Source organism: Phaeodactylibacter sp. (genome assembly GCF_022763345.1).
Taxonomy (GTDB): Bacteria; Bacteroidota; Bacteroidia; order Chitinophagales; family Saprospiraceae; genus Phaeodactylibacter.
This window is the reverse complement of sequence record NZ_JALEGS010000068.1, coordinates 1-17,058: the sequence shown is the minus strand read 5'-3', so window position 1 is coordinate 17,058 and position 17,058 is coordinate 1. Positions and strand designations below refer to the sequence as shown.

Annotated in this window: 17 protein-coding genes, 1 tRNA gene and 1 pseudogene; 12 read left to right on the top strand and 7 right to left on the bottom strand. The window is 50.9% G+C overall.

Annotated features, from left to right (window positions below; translation table 11 throughout):
* Positions 1-11 precede the first annotated feature (11 nt).
* Entirely contained in the window at positions 12-1,148 is a 1,137-nt protein-coding gene (locus MRY86_RS18630) for an OmpA family protein (protein WP_293567118.1), read from the bottom strand.
* 151 nt (positions 1,149-1,299) lie between these two features.
* Here MRY86_RS18630 and MRY86_RS18625 point away from each other — a divergent pair, with 151 nt between their 5' ends.
* Both MRY86_RS18625 and MRY86_RS18620 read left to right on the top strand, forming a co-directional pair.
* Positions 1,300-1,899: an outer membrane beta-barrel protein gene (locus MRY86_RS18625; protein WP_293567119.1), complete on the top strand. Its 600-nt coding sequence runs from the start codon at positions 1,300-1,302 to the stop codon at positions 1,897-1,899.
* A 115-nt stretch (positions 1,900-2,014) separates the two neighbouring features.
* Positions 2,015-2,584, top strand: coding sequence for a hypothetical protein (locus MRY86_RS18620; protein ID WP_293567120.1), 570 nt, complete (start codon positions 2,015-2,017; stop codon positions 2,582-2,584).
* 23 nt (positions 2,585-2,607) lie between these two features.
* Here the strand turns inward: MRY86_RS18620 and MRY86_RS18615 are convergent, their stop codons facing one another.
* Entirely contained in the window at positions 2,608-3,405 is a 798-nt protein-coding gene (locus tag MRY86_RS18615) for a TIR domain-containing protein (RefSeq protein WP_293567121.1), read from the bottom strand.
* A gap of 78 nt (positions 3,406-3,483) precedes the next feature.
* Positions 3,484-4,587, bottom strand: coding sequence for a ferredoxin--NADP reductase (locus MRY86_RS18610; protein ID WP_293567122.1), 1,104 nt, complete (start codon positions 4,585-4,587; stop codon positions 3,484-3,486).
* 192 nt (positions 4,588-4,779) lie between these two features.
* Here MRY86_RS18610 and mtaB point away from each other — a divergent pair, with 192 nt between their 5' ends.
* Both mtaB and MRY86_RS18600 read left to right on the top strand, forming a co-directional pair.
* Positions 4,780-6,129 carry a tRNA (N(6)-L-threonylcarbamoyladenosine(37)-C(2))-methylthiotransferase MtaB gene (gene mtaB, locus MRY86_RS18605; RefSeq protein WP_293567123.1) on the top strand — a complete coding sequence of 450 codons (1,350 nt, stop codon included), beginning with the start codon at positions 4,780-4,782 and terminating at the stop codon, positions 6,127-6,129.
* Between the two features lie 42 nt (positions 6,130-6,171).
* Entirely contained in the window at positions 6,172-7,332 is a 1,161-nt protein-coding gene (locus MRY86_RS18600; protein ID WP_293567124.1) for a prolipoprotein diacylglyceryl transferase family protein, read from the top strand.
* Here the strand turns inward: MRY86_RS18600 and MRY86_RS18595 are convergent.
* Together MRY86_RS18595 and MRY86_RS18590 are read right to left on the bottom strand one after the other, a co-directional pair.
* Positions 7,320-8,441 carry a glycosyltransferase family 1 protein gene (locus tag MRY86_RS18595; RefSeq protein ID WP_293567125.1) on the bottom strand — a complete coding sequence of 374 codons (1,122 nt, stop codon included), beginning with the start codon at positions 8,439-8,441 and terminating at the stop codon, positions 7,320-7,322. The two genes, MRY86_RS18600 and MRY86_RS18595, sit on opposite strands and share 13 nt — an antisense overlap.
* A 31-nt stretch (positions 8,442-8,472) precedes the next feature.
* Positions 8,473-8,892 (bottom strand): LytTR family DNA-binding domain-containing protein, encoded by a 420-nt coding sequence (locus MRY86_RS18590; RefSeq protein WP_293567126.1) that lies wholly within the window; start codon positions 8,890-8,892, stop codon positions 8,473-8,475.
* 210 nt (positions 8,893-9,102) lie between these two features.
* On the opposite strand from MRY86_RS18590, the gene MRY86_RS18585 reads away from it, so the two are divergent.
* Complete coding sequence (locus tag MRY86_RS18585; RefSeq protein ID WP_293567127.1) at positions 9,103-10,644, top strand: hypothetical protein; 1,542 nt, start codon at positions 9,103-9,105, stop codon at positions 10,642-10,644.
* A 47-nt stretch (positions 10,645-10,691) separates the two neighbouring features.
* Here the strand turns inward: MRY86_RS18585 and MRY86_RS18580 are convergent, their stop codons facing one another.
* Positions 10,692-10,907, bottom strand: coding sequence for a hypothetical protein (locus MRY86_RS18580; protein ID WP_293567128.1), 216 nt, complete (start codon positions 10,905-10,907; stop codon positions 10,692-10,694).
* Between the two features lie 134 nt (positions 10,908-11,041).
* Positions 11,042-11,518 (bottom strand): regulatory protein RecX, encoded by a 477-nt coding sequence (locus tag MRY86_RS18575; protein WP_293567129.1) that lies wholly within the window; start codon positions 11,516-11,518, stop codon positions 11,042-11,044.
* 102 nt (positions 11,519-11,620) lie between these two features.
* Here MRY86_RS18575 and MRY86_RS18570 point away from each other — a divergent pair, with 102 nt between their 5' ends.
* The 7 genes and pseudogenes from MRY86_RS18570 to MRY86_RS18540 all read left to right on the top strand — a co-directional run.
* The gene (locus tag MRY86_RS18570; protein ID WP_293567130.1) at positions 11,621-12,433 is read left to right on the top strand and encodes a mechanosensitive ion channel domain-containing protein; all 813 of its coding nucleotides are present in this window, start codon (positions 11,621-11,623) and stop codon (positions 12,431-12,433) included.
* A gap of 160 nt (positions 12,434-12,593) precedes the next feature.
* The gene (locus MRY86_RS18565) at positions 12,594-13,409 is read left to right on the top strand and encodes a mechanosensitive ion channel domain-containing protein (RefSeq protein ID WP_293567131.1); all 816 of its coding nucleotides are present in this window, start codon (positions 12,594-12,596) and stop codon (positions 13,407-13,409) included.
* Between the two features lie 112 nt (positions 13,410-13,521).
* Positions 13,522-13,595 (top strand) — tRNA-Ile (locus tag MRY86_RS18560).
* 175 nt (positions 13,596-13,770) lie between these two features.
* Complete coding sequence (locus MRY86_RS18555; protein ID WP_293567132.1) at positions 13,771-14,994, top strand: phage integrase SAM-like domain-containing protein; 1,224 nt, start codon at positions 13,771-13,773, stop codon at positions 14,992-14,994.
* On the top strand, positions 14,995-15,756 hold the full coding sequence (locus MRY86_RS18550) for a hypothetical protein (protein WP_293567133.1): 762 nt from the start codon (positions 14,995-14,997) through the stop codon (positions 15,754-15,756).
* Between the two features lie 124 nt (positions 15,757-15,880).
* Complete coding sequence (locus MRY86_RS18545; protein ID WP_293567134.1) at positions 15,881-16,126, top strand: helix-turn-helix domain-containing protein; 246 nt, start codon at positions 15,881-15,883, stop codon at positions 16,124-16,126.
* Positions 16,127-16,190: 64 nt separating this feature from the next.
* A pseudogene (locus MRY86_RS18540) lies at positions 16,191-17,058 on the top strand (hypothetical protein); the annotation flags it as partial.

Below are 17,058 nucleotides of genomic sequence, written 5' to 3'. Positions count from 1 at the left end.
CGCTAAAATAACTATTTCAGCACACACTCTACCCGGCGGTTTTGCTGCCGCCCTTCTGCGGTATCATTCTCGGCTACAGGCTGGCTCTCCCCGTAGCCCTGATGGGTGATCCGGCCCGCATTCACGCCCTGCTCAATGAGGTACTGCCGGACCGCTCCGGCACGGCGCTCCGAAAGCTCCTGATTGTCAATGGCCTGGCCTACGTCATCCGTATGGCCGGCAATTTCCACCTGCACCTCCGGGTGGCCCAGCAGGTAGCCCGAGAGCTGGCCCAGCTCAGGAAATGCTTCGGGCTGTAGCTCCGCGCTCGCAGTTGGGAAATGTACAGATTGAAAAGTATACCGGCCAGTTTGCGTAAGCGCTTCCTCCAGGTCCGAACGTACCGGGCCAATGTAGACTTCATCAAGACAGTAATAGGCAATGCGTACCGGGAAAACGACGTAGGGAGAGGGTTCAAAGTTAACCTCCGTTTGAGCATCCTTGAAAAAGTTGCCGATTACAAAGTGCCGGGTGGCAAAGGGCGCTTTGAAGGTACCCTTAACCTGTACCCACATCATGGCGCTGTCACCCACGATGGTATCCACATTGAAATGTGGCCGGATATTGAACTGCCGTACGGACTGATCAAAAAACTCATTGGGGTCGGCAGGGCTGCGCAGGAAGGCGATGCCAATATTATTGCTCGCTACCGGCACGGGTGGTACAGTAAATTCTGTGCGGGGCAGGGTCTTAAGGTGCTGCAAAGGGACTTCAACCTGCCTGCTGACCCAAAAACTGACTTCATAAGTTGCGCCCTTTGCAAGCGGTTCGCTCAGCCGCCCTTGTATAAACTCATGGTAGTCGTTGAGCCAGCCGGTCTGCGCTGCCGGATAAAAATTGATAAACCCCAACATCTTTTCCCCTGCATAAGGCTCTGGGAAAATGCAGTGTGCGGAGTCCGGATAAGAAACCAGGTCAGGGGTGAGACCGTTAAAAGAATTCCAGTACGCCGCCGATTCGTTGAATTGATAGGTTTTTCGGGAGAAGCTGCATTCATTATGGTATTTGGCAGACTGTAGGGTTTCGAAACCCGGGTTGAGCACCAGGTTTTGCGCCTGCACCCGGACCAAACACAAAAGCGCTATGCCGGCGAACTGAATAGTTTTCATAGGGGTTTTACACAATAATGCAATGCAGTGGCATAAGTTACAGCGGGCTCCGCTACACCATAGTGGCGCAAAATGCGTTCAATTGATAACTTTGCCGTAAATCTCAATTGGTGCTATGCAAAAAAGACCTATAAAATTATTGTTGACCCTAATGGCTGCAAGCCTGTTCTGCAGCCTGCAGGCGCAGGATAGCGGGCCCGAGCGCCGCTTTGAAGCAGGAGTGGTGGCCGGTCTTAACCTTTCTCAGGTCGACGGGGACAAGCTGCTGGGCTTTTACAAGTATGGACTTCAAGTGGGCATCAAAGCGGATGCGGTCCTTTCTGAACGCTGGAAGGTAGGCATCGAGCTGCTCTTTTCTCAGCAGGGCGCCCGGCAAAGCGGGTTTGACATCCCCAGTTCAGAGCTGGATGTGGAAAACATTCATTTCAACATGGTGGAAGCACCGGTGCTGGTGCATTTCCGGGACTGGAAGCTGCAGCTTACCGCGGGTGGCTCCTACGGCAATATCATCAACTACACCGTCACTGAGGTAACGGGGGAGGATGGAACGGAAAGGCACCCTATATCTCAGGATGTCTTTTCTGTAATCCTCGGGGGCTCTTTCTACTTTACTGAAAACTGGGTGATGGACATTCGCTGGTCCCGTTGGCTCAACTCTCCTTACAGTGAGGAACTGGCAGAAGCCAACGATCAGACCCTTGTGCCCTGGATCGGGCGCAATATTACCATTCGTGGCTGCTACCTGTTTTAGGAATAGGCAGTCGGTTTTCTTAACCAAATGCTAAGGTGGGTTAAAGGTGGTTAAAAACCGGCATGGTGAACGATTTTACCTTTTATTTGAAGTCGAAATCAAACACCTACGAATTATGAAAATCACCCACTTACTTACCATCTTGTTTTTATTCGCTGCCCTGAGCCTGTCTGCTCAAAAGGAGGAAACCCTCTTCAACAGTTCAGACATCCGATTGTCTGGTATATGGGGCGGATTAGACTACAACTACAGCTACTTTGAGGACGATTATGCCTACGCTCGCGGCTTCCATATCGGCATTGAAGTGAGCCGGTCTATTTACGTTGCTTATGCCCGGAATAATTTCAGGGAAGAGCCTACTATAGGTTCAAGTGACCGCCGACTTGATCTATACTACGATGGTATTCTGTTGGGTTATGCGCCCAATTCAGAACGGTTGCTGCACCCCAGATTCCAACTGTTCGCCGGAGGTGGAACAGCTACCGTCGAAAACGTAGGTGATGACGCCGTTTATGTTATCAAGCCTTCTGCCGGACTAGAACTAAATGTTTTTCAGTGGTTCCGGATAGGTCTGGAAGCGGGTTACAGGTTTGTTACCTACGATAATATCCCGGATTACGAGAACGATTTTTCTTCCCCCTATGTAAATATAGCGCTACGTTACGGACTTTCATGGGGCGAATAACGTTTCCTTTGGCAAGTCTCAGGCTACGCCTTTTGCCGGTGCACGTACTCGACCACCTCTCGTACGCCCTTTGCGACCTCCAGCAGGCCTAGATCCAGGTCATCATAGGTCGTGACGGGCTTACCCGAGCGGGGCAAACCTTGAAGACCGGCAAAAGGCAGCCCTTCCCAATCCACGGGCTTAAGTGCTACGGGCACTACAATTACCCCCTCTGACCGGCGCGCCATGGCTTTCTCTACTTCCGACTTCCAGATGTGCTCCGAGGCTATGAAACTTGCGCTTACAAGCAGCAGTATGATATCGGCATCCTGAATATTGCGCTTGGCTTCTGCGCCCCAGTCTTGCCCTGCTAATACCTGCTCATCGCTCCACAGGTCAATCAGGTTTCCCCGTTTGAGTGCCGTCAGGTGATTATCGAGCCGGTTTTTGAGCTCCTGATCCGCTTCGGCGTAAGAAAGGAAAAGTTTGAGTGGGACGGCCGTTCCCTTAGGCTGCTCTGTAGCATCAGATTGTGCATCATTGCCGCCATTGGCAACCATGACCTTTGCGTCCCCAAGCAGGTTGAGAAACTTATCCACCCATTGATTGCGGGCCAGCCGACGGTCCGCATCCGAAATCACCCCCTTCATTTCCCGTTGCCGAAGCTCGTGCATTTCACCGGTCAGCAAAATCGCAATTTGCGTTGCTGTAGCATCAGGGAAATGGGCGTTGAGCAAAGCAGTGAGCCGTTCAGAGAGCCGGCTTAGCTGCCGGTTGTCTGCCGCAGTAGCGACACTGTCTTTGAACAGGTCAATCTGCTCCAGGATAGCTTGGGGATTCATTGGTCAGGCGTTTTGGCAATAAGATCAGGAGAAATTCGATTGTCCAAAGCTACCAATATCACCCCGGATTGCCAAAGGTTAAACGTCATAGGTGATCTCCACCTCATCTGTGGTAGGGTGTGCCTGACAAGTCAGTATAAAGCCATCCGCAACCTCCTCATCATCCAAGGCAAAACAAGCGTCCATTTCCACAGAGCCTTTCAGCACTTTAGCCATACAGGTAGAGCAGGCACCGGAAGTACAGGAATAGGGCGGATCCAGCTTTTCGGCCAGAAGCGTATCCAGGATGGTCTTGCCGGATGTTACGGTCACTTCCATTTGCGAGCCATCGAGATGTACCTTGACTTTTGCACCATCTACGCCGGCAGCCTTGGTGCCATCAGCAGCAGGCTGTCCGGTGGTAAAGCGCTCCGTGTGAATAGCCTTGCTGTCAATGCCCTGCCCGAGGAGGGCGCCCTCTACGGTGTCGATCATATCGCCAGGCCCGCAAATGAAGTATTCGGCCTTCTGACTGCGCTTTTTATGCTTGCTGAGAAACCACTGTACCTGAGCAGGGTCAATGCGGCCGGTACGGCCCTCCCAGGCGACTTTACTCTTTTTGAGAAAGCCCAGTGCGCCTCCCGCCTTTTCCCGTTTGGGCTGGCTCAGAAGGTGCTCTACGAACAGCTGCCCCTCGTACTTGCGCTGCAAACCATCGAGGGCATCCCTAAAGATGATGGTCTCTTCGCTGCGGTTGCCATACAGCAGGTAGACGGTGCTCTGAGGTTCCTCCTCCAATATCGTTTTGAGAATGGACATCAATGGAGTAATACCGCTACCGGCGCCAAAGAGGTAATAATCCTTGCGCTGATCGGCATCCAGCTCGGTGTAGAACCGGCCATCCGCAGGCATCACAGAGATTTTGTCTCCAGCCTTGATCTGCTGATTGATGTGGGTGGACACCTTACCGTTTTCCACCCGCTTTACCGTCACCGCAAGATCCTGCTCCACGGGGCTGCTGCACATAGAATAGGAGCGGCGCTCTTCCTGCCCGTTGATGTCGAAGCGGAGGGTCAGGTACTGCCCTTGTTTATACTGAAAAGCAGACTTCAGGTCTTCCGGCACTTCAAAAACCAGGGTTACGGCATCCGCTGTTTCGGGGCGTACTTCCCGTACTGGCAGGTCATAAAATTGCTTGCTCATATCTCTATCGTTCGTTTTGCGGGGCAAAAATAGGCTAAAATTGCCGCTTTCCCCAAGCCTGAGTTCGAAAGTGAAATCAGGTAACGCAATAAACGCGCAGCGGTTCAATCCAATGATTTAAACCAGCTTGACGAATCAAATAAGTATGCGTAACTTTGCGGCGCTTTACAAACACACTATCAAGCAGTTAACATGGCCACACCACGCAGCGTCGCATTTTACACCCTGGGCTGTAAGCTCAACTACTCGGAGACTTCCTCTATCGGGCGATTGTTCGAAGAGGCGGGCTATTCGGAAGTGGGCTTTAAAGACGGCGCTGACATCTACGTGATCAACACCTGCTCCGTGACCGACTTTGCGGATAAAAAATGCCGGCAGATTGTACGCCGGGCACTGAAGTGCTCCCCGGACGCTAAAGTGGTGGTGGTCGGCTGTTATGCGCAGCTCAAGCCGGAAGAGATTTCCGAAATCGAAGGCGTGGATCTGGTCCTCGGCGCTGCGGAGAAGTTCCGTATCCTGGACTATGTGGAGGAGCTGAGCAAAGCCCCCGGCAAGGGTATGGTTCGCGCTGGTGAAGTGAAGGAAGCCAATGAGTTCGTCAACGCTTTTTCTTTTGGTGACCGCACCCGGTCTTTCCTGAAAGTGCAGGATGGGTGCGATTACAAGTGTACCTTCTGCACTATCCCTCTGGCACGTGGGCGCAGCCGCAGCGATACGGTCGAGAGCGTTGTCGCTAATGCCCACCGCATCGCAGAAATGGGCGTGAAGGAGATTGTCCTCACCGGTGTCAACATCGGCGACTTTGGCAACGGCACGGAGGTGATTGAAGGCGTACGGCCCAAGAAGGAGGCGATGTTCATCGATCTCATACGCGAGCTCGATAAAGTGGAAGGCATCGACCGTTTCCGCATTTCCTCCATCGAACCCAATTTGTGCACGGATGAGGTGATTGAATTTGTTGCCCAATCCGACCGCTTTGTGCCTCACTTCCACATGCCCCTGCAGTCGGGCAACAACAAGCAGCTCCGCGAGATGCGCCGCCGCTATAAGCGCGAACTGTACGCCGACCGCGTGGCTAAGATCAAAGCCCTTATGCCGCATTGCTGTATTGGGGTAGACGTGATCGTGGGCTTCCCCGGTGAGACGGAAGAGGACTTCCTGGAGACCTACCGATTCCTGAACGAGCTTGACATTTCCTACCTTCATGTATTCACCTACAGCGAGCGGCCCAACACGCCCGCCTACGAGCGCACCGATCATGTGGATATGGAAGAACGCCGCCGACGCAACAAAATGCTCACCATCCTGAGCGAGAAAAAGCGCCGCTACTTCTATGAGCAGTTTACCGGCACCGACCGTACCGTGCTCTTTGAGCAAAGTAAGGAACCTGGGCTGATGTCCGGCTTTACCGACAACTATGTGCGCGTCAGCCTGCCTCTACAGGAGGAACTGCTGAATACCATGGCACCTGTACATCTGCACCATATCAATGAGGAAGGCGCGGTGGAAGCCACACTGTCAGCAGCAACGGTAGCAAATTAAACGGCAAAGCCCTACCTTTGGGCTGCACCAACTCCGTAGCGGATGTACCCCGACTTGTCTTATGTGTTCCACGATCTCTTTGGCACCCCGGCTGATAACTGGCTATCCATTTTTAAAACCTTTGGATTGCTGCTGGTCCTGGCGATCATCTCAGCCGCCTTTATCCTTTACCACGAACTGAAGCGCAAGGCCCGGGAAGGTCTGTTTGATCCCCAAAAGGAAAAAATTGAGCTCGGCAAGCCCCCCACCAATGCAGAAATTGCCTCCAACGGCATTTGGGGCTTCATCCTTGGCTTTAAGGGTATCTATGCCTATCAGAATTTTGCTGCCCTCAAGGCGGACGCGGCAGAGGTGCTGCTCTCGACAGCAGGTAGCTGGAGCGGCGGACTGGTGCTTGGCATTGCTTTTGCCGCCTACCGCTACTGGAATGGCAACCGCAAAGCCCTGCCAAAGCCTAAGCAGGCCATCCGGCATATTTACCCCCACGACCGGATCAGCGAGATCACCATTATTGCGGCGATCTCTGGAGTAGTGGGCGCTAAGGTGTTTGCCGTGATTGAAGACATTCCTGCCCTGCTGGCCGATCCGGTGGGCACCTTGCTGTCCGGTGGCGGGCTGGCGATCTACGGGGGGCTTATATTTGGCTTCCTCTTCGTGGCCTTGTACCTGAGGCGTAAGAACATTCCCATTGTCCACGTTTTAGATGCAGTGGCACCGGCGCTGATCATTGCCTACGGGGTGGGGCGTCTGGGCTGCCACTTCTCTGGCGATGGCGACTGGGGTATTGTGAATGCCGCTGCGCAGCCTGAATGGTGGTTCCTGCCTGACTGGCTGTGGGCCTACGACTATCCGCACAATGTACTGCGGCGGGGCGTACCTATTGAAGGCTGTGATATGATCTACTGTACCCGACTCGACCCACCGGTTTACCCTACGCCGGTGTATGAATCCCTGATGGCCTTTACCATAGGCGGTATACTATTCGGGCTGCGAGGTGTTACGAGAGGCTATCCGGGCATGCTCTTTTTCATCTACCTCTTGTTTAATGGCATGGAGCGTTTTTTCATCGAAAAGGTTCGGATCAATGAGGTGTATTCCTTTCTGGGCACGGGGCTGACACAGGCTCAGTTTATTGCCGTCACGTTATTCTTGATTGGGCTGGGCGGTACAATCTGGATTTGGCGAAAGCATCAAAAGAGCTGAGCCAGGTTTTCATAAACTATTGCTGCGGTGCGGTCCCAGCTGTACTGCTTGCGTTGCAGCCTGCCTCTTTCCACCAGAGATGCCCGTAGTTGCGCGTTTCCATCTAACAATATCAAAGCCTGCGCGAGCGCTGTGGTATCGTTGGGGTCGACCAGTAAAGCTGCCTCACCGGCTACCTCCGGCATAGAGGAGACATTGGACGTGATGACGGGCACTTCTGCTTCCATCGCTTCCAGCAGCGGTAGCCCGAAGCCTTCAAACAGAGAGGGATAGACAAAGCCTTTCGCGCCGCCCATCAATGCCGGCAAATCTTCATCGGGCACAAAGCCCAATAAGTCAATATCTTCCTGAAATGCGGAAGCTTCATAGGCCGACTTCACCGGGCCGGACTGCCAGGCAAAACGGCCGGCAATCAGCAATCGGGCCAGGCTTTGCGTTTGGGCTTTGAAATCAGAAAATGCAGTGATTAACCGATGTACATTCTTTCGAGGGTGGATGGCACCTACATAAAGATAGTAGGGCTTGCCAGCGCTCCATTTGTTCCGGGCCGCCTCCTTTGCTCCTGCGGTCAGCGGGCGGAACCCTTCCCGGCAGGCATTGCCGCAGATGGCGATTTTGGATTCCGGAATACCATAACGTTGCTGTATATCTTGTGCCGTGTAGCCCGATACGGACAACAGGCGCCCGGCATGCGCACAGAACTTTGGCATAAAATGCCGGTAGTACCGGCCTACAAGCCCCGGCGTGTGCTCCGTGAAATGCTCAAAGGCAAGATCATGGACCGTCAGCAGAGCAGGCACCTCGGACCGTAGTGACAGATAGCCGTCGGGCGAAAAAAATACGTCAGCCCCGTGCTTGCGCAAAGCATAAGGCACGGCCCATTCAAACCAAAGGTACCAAAGCAAAGGGTGGCGGGCAGGAGGCGGCAATACAATGCCCCGGGCTTGACCGCCAAAAGTGAAGGCAGGGTCAAAGGGTCGATCGAAGAAAAAGAAGTAATCATGCTCCGGATGGTCGCGCAACAGCCGGCGCACTACTTCGTAGGTGTACCGCCCAATGCCCTCGATGCGGCCTGGCAGCAGGAAACGGGTATTAATGGCTACTCTCATATTCAGCAGCCAAAGATAGGAAACCTAAATCTTACAATCGGGCACCAAAGTACTGTTCCACAGCAGTAGCCAGGTGTATTTTTTTGCTATTGGCCACACTGATCTCTGTACCGCACTCCATGACGACAAATCCTCCCTTTCCGCGAACGTAGCGGTCTATGCGCTCGATGTTGACAGTGAAAGACCGGTGGACTCTGACAAACTGCGGGTACTGTGACAGCATCCCCTGCACATGGCTGAGGGTTTTGCAAATCAGTTCCTGCGACCCGTTCGCAAACCGGATCATGGTATAATTGCCTTCTGCACGGAGGTAAAGAATGCTGGCTACCGGTCGGAAGAGGTAGCCTTCAAGGGTAGGCAAAGCGATTTTTGCACGGCGCACATTCAGTGCCGTAGTGGGGGCAATTGGGCGCAGGTTGTTAGATTTGGGTGTTAAGCTTACCATCTTCATAGACCGTTAAATTATGGAACCTGGCGTGCTGCACCAAGCTCCTGTGTGTGGAAATGTATGAACTCAATATTAGGCGAAGACAGGCTGCGGCGCAATACACATTCGATTTATTGTCAGGTTTCAGAATTTAAAATACCTTTGAGCAGGAGGCAGCCAAAATGGCTTTGCAGGAGTTATATAGCCCCGGTATATTGCAAAAGGACAAGAACTATGCCCAAGACCCCATCCAATAAGCTTTTTAACCTGATCAAGTCCATGTCGGGCTCTGAAAAGCGGTACTTCAAGGTTTTCGTTGGCAGCCATGCGAACAAGAACAGTAAGTACCTGCGGCTTTTCGATGCCATTGAAGCACAGGAGGAATTTGATGACGAAGTGCTGAAAAATGAGGTGTATCAGGGCGAGCCGGTACAAAGCCGGAAGTACTCCGAGCTGAAAGCCTACCTCTATGACCTCTGCCTGAAAAGCCTGCAAGGCTACGATGAGAAGACCTCTGTGGACTATAAGCTGCGCCACTACCTTCAGAGTATGCAGGTCCTTTTCCGCCGGTCTCTTTTTTCAGATTGCCAGGACCTGCTGGGCAAAGCCCGGAAACTGGCCTATAAGTACGAACGCTTCACGGTACTCATTGACATGCTGGGCTGGGAGAAGCAGCTGGCTTACGCCAAATCTGACATCGACTACCTTGATGAAGCTCTGGACCGAATTGATACCGAAGAGCAGCATTTGCAGCAGCAGCTTAGTAGTATTTCGGCTTACCGCAACCTTTTTTTCCGCCTGCTCGTCAGTCTGCGGAAAGACGCCTCTCTGGCCGGTCCGGAGTTTCGTAAGCGGCTGGCCAATATTGTAGACACCCCACTTTTGCAAAAACCTCCCGAAGGCGATGCCCATCAGGCACAAATCTATTACTACCGAACGCTCAGCATCTATCAGTTGGCGATAGGAGACTTGCAGGCTTTCAAATCAAACAGCGAGCAGCTCATTGAGCTGATGGAGTCCAAACCGCACTTCCTGGATGAAGACGTCTCGGAGTATATCTCCGCCCTAAGCAACCTCATCATGGGCTGTGGCCGGGTGGGTGATTATGACGCGCTCGAGATTTACCTGGAGAAGCTCCGGCAGGTCAAGCCACTGAGTCAGGACGATGAGCTCAAGATCCACCGGCAGTATTACCAAAACAAATTCTCACTCTGCATTGCCAAAGGCGACTTTAAGGAGGGGCTGTCCGCTCTGAAGACTCACCTCAGAGAGCGCAGCCATTTCGATAATGACTTATTTGAAACCAATACCTTCTATTACTATTACTTCCATATCTCCTTTGGGGCGGAAGCCTACGACGACGCGCTTTCCTACCTCAACGACTGGCTCAATCTGAGCACTACCGTTGAGCGGCAGGAACTACAGGGTACCGCCCGCATCCTTAATCTAATTGTGCATTTTGAGCTCGGCAATTACGTACTGCTCGACTCCCTCATCCGGAGCACCTACCGCTACCTGAAGAAGCGGGAACAACTGCACGATGTGGAACGGGAAACCATTAGTTTCATCAGGAAAGCAACCGGATCGCCATCAAAGCATGAGTTAAAAGCGGCTTATGAGAACCTCAAAGGAGCATTTGAGCAGTTGCCACAAGCAGAAAGAGCCAAAAGCTTCTTTGTGCGTGCTTTTGACATGATGGCTTGGCTGGAAGGAAAGCTGGAGGGAAAGTCTTACGGTGAGATGATCAAACGGAAGTTTAAGGAACGCAGCCGTTAACAGCTGTGCTCCTTACCCCGCTAAAGAATTGAATGGTTGAATGCTGCTTATCCGCCCATCGGGCCGAAAGTGGTATTTAGACCGTTTTCTGATTCAAGGTCTCGGCCCATCAAACCACGGACATCTACAGTTTCCCAGATGAAAGTACCCTGAAATCCGGCACCGGTGGGGCTGTACTTGTGCCCTCCCTTTGCCTTTAGGCATGCCTTTTCAGACAGGCGTGCAGATTCAAATTTGTTGAGTTTGTGTTGACGTTTTTTCATGATATTCCTGTTTTATGTGGACAGAATAGTTGAAGTTCTTTTTGGAGTCTTTTCTGTCCAATATAAATATAAGGTTTTTAATACGCCGTCTTCAAACCTAAAATCACAAAAAGTCAGCATCCTAACACTATTTTTTAAGTGCCGTCCGGGTAAATATCTTTGACTGCCGGCCACACCAAAGCCGGTTCATAGCCCTTATCAATCACAAATCGCGCTACTTTATTCCGGAAGGCCCAGAGGTTATCCGCTTCTGTTCGGTCGCCCTTTTTCACAATCAGTTCTCTCAGTGCTTCCTGATAAGCGGGCTCCTCAATTTCTGCCATACCCTTGCGGATACAATAATCTGATATATCCCGGCGGCGCAACTCCTGTTTGATTCGGACCCGCCCCCATTGCTTCATGCGGAACTTCCCCCGGACGTAACTGCAAGCAAAACGCTCCTCATTCAGAAAGTTCTCTTCAATGAGCGCCACAATAATCTCCTCCTGCCAGTCTGGGTATACGTTCATATCGCGCAGTTGCTGACGCACCTCCTGATGGCAGCGGTCCTGATAAGCGCAATAGCGCTGCAATTTTTGTAAAGCCTCCTCTTTGGAATACCACTTCGGCATATTTTTCACATTCCTTTTGATACTGCTATTTTACTTATAAGTGTAACTTTCTGATGAAAATCCGTCTGAAAACAACACAATCAAAACAAAACTACAATCAACATGGAACAATTACTAGATTTTGAAGCGCTGGGCACGCTGGTGACTACCTATTTGCCCAAGGTTGCCGGTGCCATCCTGACTTTGGTTATTGGCTTTTGGATTATAGGGAAAATTACCGATGTTCTCAAGCAGAGTATGGAAAAGCGGGGCTTTGACCCGACCATCCGCCCTTTTCTGACCTCACTCGTCAGCGTAGGCCTAAAGGTACTCCTGCTTCTTAGTGTAGCCAGCATGTTTGGCATCGAAACCACCTCATTTGTCGCCCTTTTTGGTGCCCTCGCCTTTGCGGTTGGCATGGCATTGCAAGGCAGCCTGGGCCACTTCGCCAGCGGTGTGCTGCTTTTGATTTTCAAACCGTACAAAGTTGGAGATCTGGTTGAAATTGGTGGCGGACAAACAGGGAAAGTTATCGGCATTCAGGTCTTCAACACCGTTTTGCAAACCCTGGACAACAAGCGCATCATCATCCCTAACAGTGTAGTGACCAGCAATGTCATCACTAACATCTCCGGGCAGGGCGAAATGGGCGTGGATATGACTTTTGGTATTGGTTACGGAGACGATATCGACAAAGCCAGGGAGGCGATCAAACGCGTCTCAGATGCCTGCCCGTATGTTTTAGGAACGCCCGAAACCCTCATCAAGGTCTCTTCGCTGGGCGACAGCTCTGTGAACTTCCTGGTACGTCCCTGGATCAAAAGTGAGCACTATTGGGATACCTATTTCTACATGCAGGAAAATGTAAAGAAGGAGTTTGACCGCTCCGGCGTTAGCATTCCATTCCCACAGATGGATGTGCACCTGGACAAGTAGTACAATACGAGGCGCATTCGTATAAGCGAGCCTTGCCGAACAAGATGCGGCTGAGAACCGTTTTGATGTTTTCAGCCGTATCTTATTGTAAAAAACTGTTTTTTTGCCTATTCTATAGCGCGAAACACCACTATTAACAATCCAAAACTTAAATCAAATCATGGATTTGAACGGAATTCTGGAACAAATTCAAGGCTTCATTGCACAGTACGCTATGCAGGTGATTGGAGCTATTCTCACGCTTATCATTGGCTTTTGGGTCATTGGCAGGATCACTAAGCTGGCCAAAAAAGCGATGGACCGCCACATAGAGGAGGAGTCCGTACGTGATTTCCTGGGCTCACTGGTAGGCATAGGCCTGAAAGTTCTACTGCTACTCAGTGTAGCTTCTATGTTTGGTATGGAGGTTACCTCCTTCGTCGCTATATTCAGTGCTATGGCTTTTGCTGTTGGACTGGCGCTTCAGGGCAATCTCGCCAATTTTGCCAGCGGGGTGCTTATCCTGATCTTCAAGTTTTTCAAGGTAGGCGACTTTGTGGAAGTAAATGGGCACGCAGGTACCGTAACGGACATCTTCATCTTCCATACTGTGCTCGTTGCGCTGGACAACCGGCTGATCATCGTGCCCAATGGGCAAATTACCAGCAATGCTATACAGAATTACACTGCTCAGGGCATGCGCCGCCATGACCTCACTGTAGGCATTGGTTACGATGATGATATTGACAAAGCTAAAGCCCTCATTGAGGAGATCGTGAAAGGGCTGCCTAATATTGAGCTTGAAGCCGGTTATGATATCTTTGTTAAGGAGCTCGCCGACAGCTCCGTAAACTTTGCCGTGCGCTTCATGGCTAAGAATGAGCATTTCTGGCCGGCCTATAAGGTCTTTTTCGAGCGCATCAAAAAGGAGTTTGACGCCAACGACATCGGCATCCCTTACCCACAAATGGATGTACATTTAGACAAAGGTGAGTAATTGACAGCACAAAATCAGGGCAGTTGCAGCGCTGCAACTGCCTTGATTAAAAAAATCGCTTGCCTCGCAGCTACAGAATATGTATTTTTGCGCTGCATTTATAAAATGTGCGGGTCCCATAGCTCAGCTGGTTAGAGCAACTGACTCATAATCAGTAGGTCCTTGGTTCGAGCCCAAGTGGGACCACAACGTTTTTCGTAACTACTCGTTTTTAGACCTTAAAAAGCTAAGGAACAGGCGAGTATAAATAGTGGGAATTAGTATCTAACCGTACTAATTCCCATCTATTCACCGGACGTTTTTTACAGTTTTTGTACAAAGTGGTAATTCCCGAATTTCATCACCACTACAAAAGCTCAATATGATCCGTCTGGCAATCATTTTTAACTACAATCGGAATAAGAGGCTAAGGAAAGACGGCACAGCCGCCGTACTGATTAGAGCCTACCACGATGCCCGCCACAAGTTTTTCAAAACGGGTGTGTACGTCAGTCCCAGCCAATGGGATGAAAAGGCAAAGCGAGTGATCCGGCATCCTAAAGCCTATGAGTTCAACCAAATTATCAGTATGACCGTAGGCAGAATGGAGAGCTTTATTACCGAGCTACAGCGGAATGAGGAACCGCTGAGCCTGGAGCGCCTTCAGGACTACAAAGCCAAAAAGCATACGATAAAGAACTTCACCGACCTGTACCACCTCTACCTCCAGAAGGAACGGCACCAGGCTTCATTCCTATCAAAGCAGCAAACCCTGAACAAGCTCCGGGCCTTCCAGGGGAAAGTCCTGTTCAGCCAGATCAACTATCAGTTTGCCGCCAACTTCCACGAATTTCTAGTTCAGCAAAACCAGGGGACAACCTCCATCCACAAACATTTCAAGTGGATGAAGAAATTTATCCGGATCGCCGTCAAAACCGGACACCTACCGGTAGAAAATCAGACCGCATTCCAGGATTTCCGGATCAAGCCCCCCACCTCTAATCCGCTCTACCTGACGGAGGAGGAGCTGGAGGCCTTCGAGCAGATGCGCCTGCCCTATGACCACCCGCTCCGGATTCACCTGGATTACTTCCTCTTTATTTGCTACACCGGCATCCGGCCGGTTGACCTGGAGGAGCTGAAGCCGGAACACTTCACCATACACGCGGACGGAATAGAGCTGAGATTTCGCACCAGCAAAACGGAGGAGCCGTACCACTTCAACCTCCGGACTCTTTTTCCCCATCCGGATGGTGGGGACAGTAGGCCCGAACGGATCATAAAACGGGTACTGGAGGAAATGCCCTACCGGGGAGGCCCAAAGGCGCAACTGAAGAAATACCGGACTTATGTATGGCCATACGCCAAAGCGGCTATCAATCGCAACCTGAAGACGATTGCCCAACTTTTGCCCATCCGGAAGACCCTGCACCGGGAAATTCACGCCTATGTGGGCCGCCACACCTTTGGGACCATTATGGCGGGAAAGATCGAGGTACAGCACCTCCGTCGACTGATGACCCACCGCCGCATTGCTACCACGATGAAGTATGTCCACCTGAATAAAAAAGCGATTGAGGAAGCCCTGAAAAAAGCGGATTGGTAGATGACAAAGCAGAAGAAAGTAACCATTAATCACTACCTGAATAAGCAGCTGAAGCCCAAAGAGGCTAACGGGTTACTTTACTATGCGCCTTACACTAGAGTTACTTTTGATCGCAAGAACAATAAGTTTTCAATGGATTGGGCTAAAGACTTTGACATTAGCTTAGATATAAAACCTTTCTACAATCGGTTTACCGATGAAGGGTTTACCAGTTTCTTACAAAAACATCCTGGATACGTAATGGAAATTGACAGAACTATTGAGCAGTCAATCCGGTACGAATATCACTTTTTCGGGGACGACTTTCAGCTCAAAGGATTTGGGGACAGATTTGAACTATATCGAACTTTGCTATATGCGCTCTTCTATGATAAAATTAGAGAGGATTTATTTCAAGAGCTAAAAAAACACCTTAGCAAAGTTGAACTGATGGAAATAGGCAGGGCTTTTAACATGCCAATTTTCACTAGAGATTCATTACAAATCAAAGATCATGATCTCAGAAAATACCAATCTATTCTTTCAAAAAACTCATTTGGAGATATCAGTATGTGCTATGTATTATCCACTTATCAGGTAGAGACAGAACGCGAGACTGGGAGCCGTTTGGCGACTATATTTGATTGGGTAGTTAATGACCTAAAGCCTGACTTCGAGGCTTATTTCAACCAAACTCTATCCAAAAAAGGCTGGCAACTTTCAACTGAGGTCCTTGAAAAGGTGGATTTATTCATCAATCAAGCTCTATCTGAAGTATACTAATATTTTTTTGTCATAAATGTGTGCATAAAATTGTTCCTTTATTTGTCCCTGTGTATATTTACGCCTAATTGGGAATTGCTACTAAGTACAATCACTATTCATAATCATTAAAATTCAACTATGTATGGCAGAGACCACCAACGTTTTGCAGGCTGTTTCCGAGCTGCGGGAGTTAGTCCTGGAGCTGAAGCAAACGCCACAAAAGGAGATCCTCACACCGGAGGAAGTGATGGAGCTGTTTCAGATCAGCCGAAGCACCTTCGACACCTGGAGAGACCGGGGCATTATCAAAGTGTACAGCCTTCGCCGGCGGTTGTACTGCAAATATTCAGAACTGATCCAGGCATTGGATCAAAACCCGGCGCAATAAAAAAGCCCGCCCCCGAGCTACCACTCGGAGCGGGCAATTGTGAAACATTTCAAAACTTACAGCAATGAAACATTTACGTTCTACGCCCAAAGATAGGGCATTCTTTGCTACTTATGCAAGATTGGGTAAGACCATCAAATCCAGCGGCTACTTTGCCCAGGTCGTTAGCGCACTGACGGAGGTCTCCGGCATCTTTGCGGCTGCACTCAGCGTACTTTACCCCATCCTCCAGGAGCTGGCTATCTATCCGGCTGCTGCGGTTGCCATTATCGGCACCGCTGTACTCGAGATCGGCCTTCGAGTGACCATCCCCCAGGCAGTGGATGCCGTGTTGTACAAACGATGGCAGGGGCTTCACCTGGCAATGTCCATAGCCGTCTTTATTTTGGGCTTCGTGCTGCTGACTACGTCCGGCATACTGAGCTACCAGAACAGTAAGACCGTTGTGGATGCCGTAGTGGTGGAACCGGAGCGGGACAGCCTGGCGATTCAAGGCGCACAGATCGACTACAACGCAAGCCAGGCAAAAGCCGCCGAAGCCTACCGGAGTGACAGCACCGCCACCGCTCAGCGATACCAGGAACGCCTGGCAGCTGAGCAAACCGCGTATGCCGGTAAGATCGGAGCCGCCAAACGGGAGCTGAGCAACGTTTACAACCGGGAGCGCCGAACGGGGCAATCCTTCGCCACCGACAAAGATTCGGCCCGTCAGAAAATCGCCAACCTGGAGGCTGAGGAAGCCACAGCCATTGCAGGCATCAAGGCTGAGGAAGGCGAAGCCCTTGCCGCCCTGCTGGCAGAGCATAAGGCAGCACTGACAGAGATCAAAACCACTTACCAGGAAGCCACCGCAAGCCTGGAGGGTGAATTTCAGGAAGCCAAAGGCGAACGGGCTGCCACGGTGGACGGCTACGGCGGTGGGCTGGCTTACT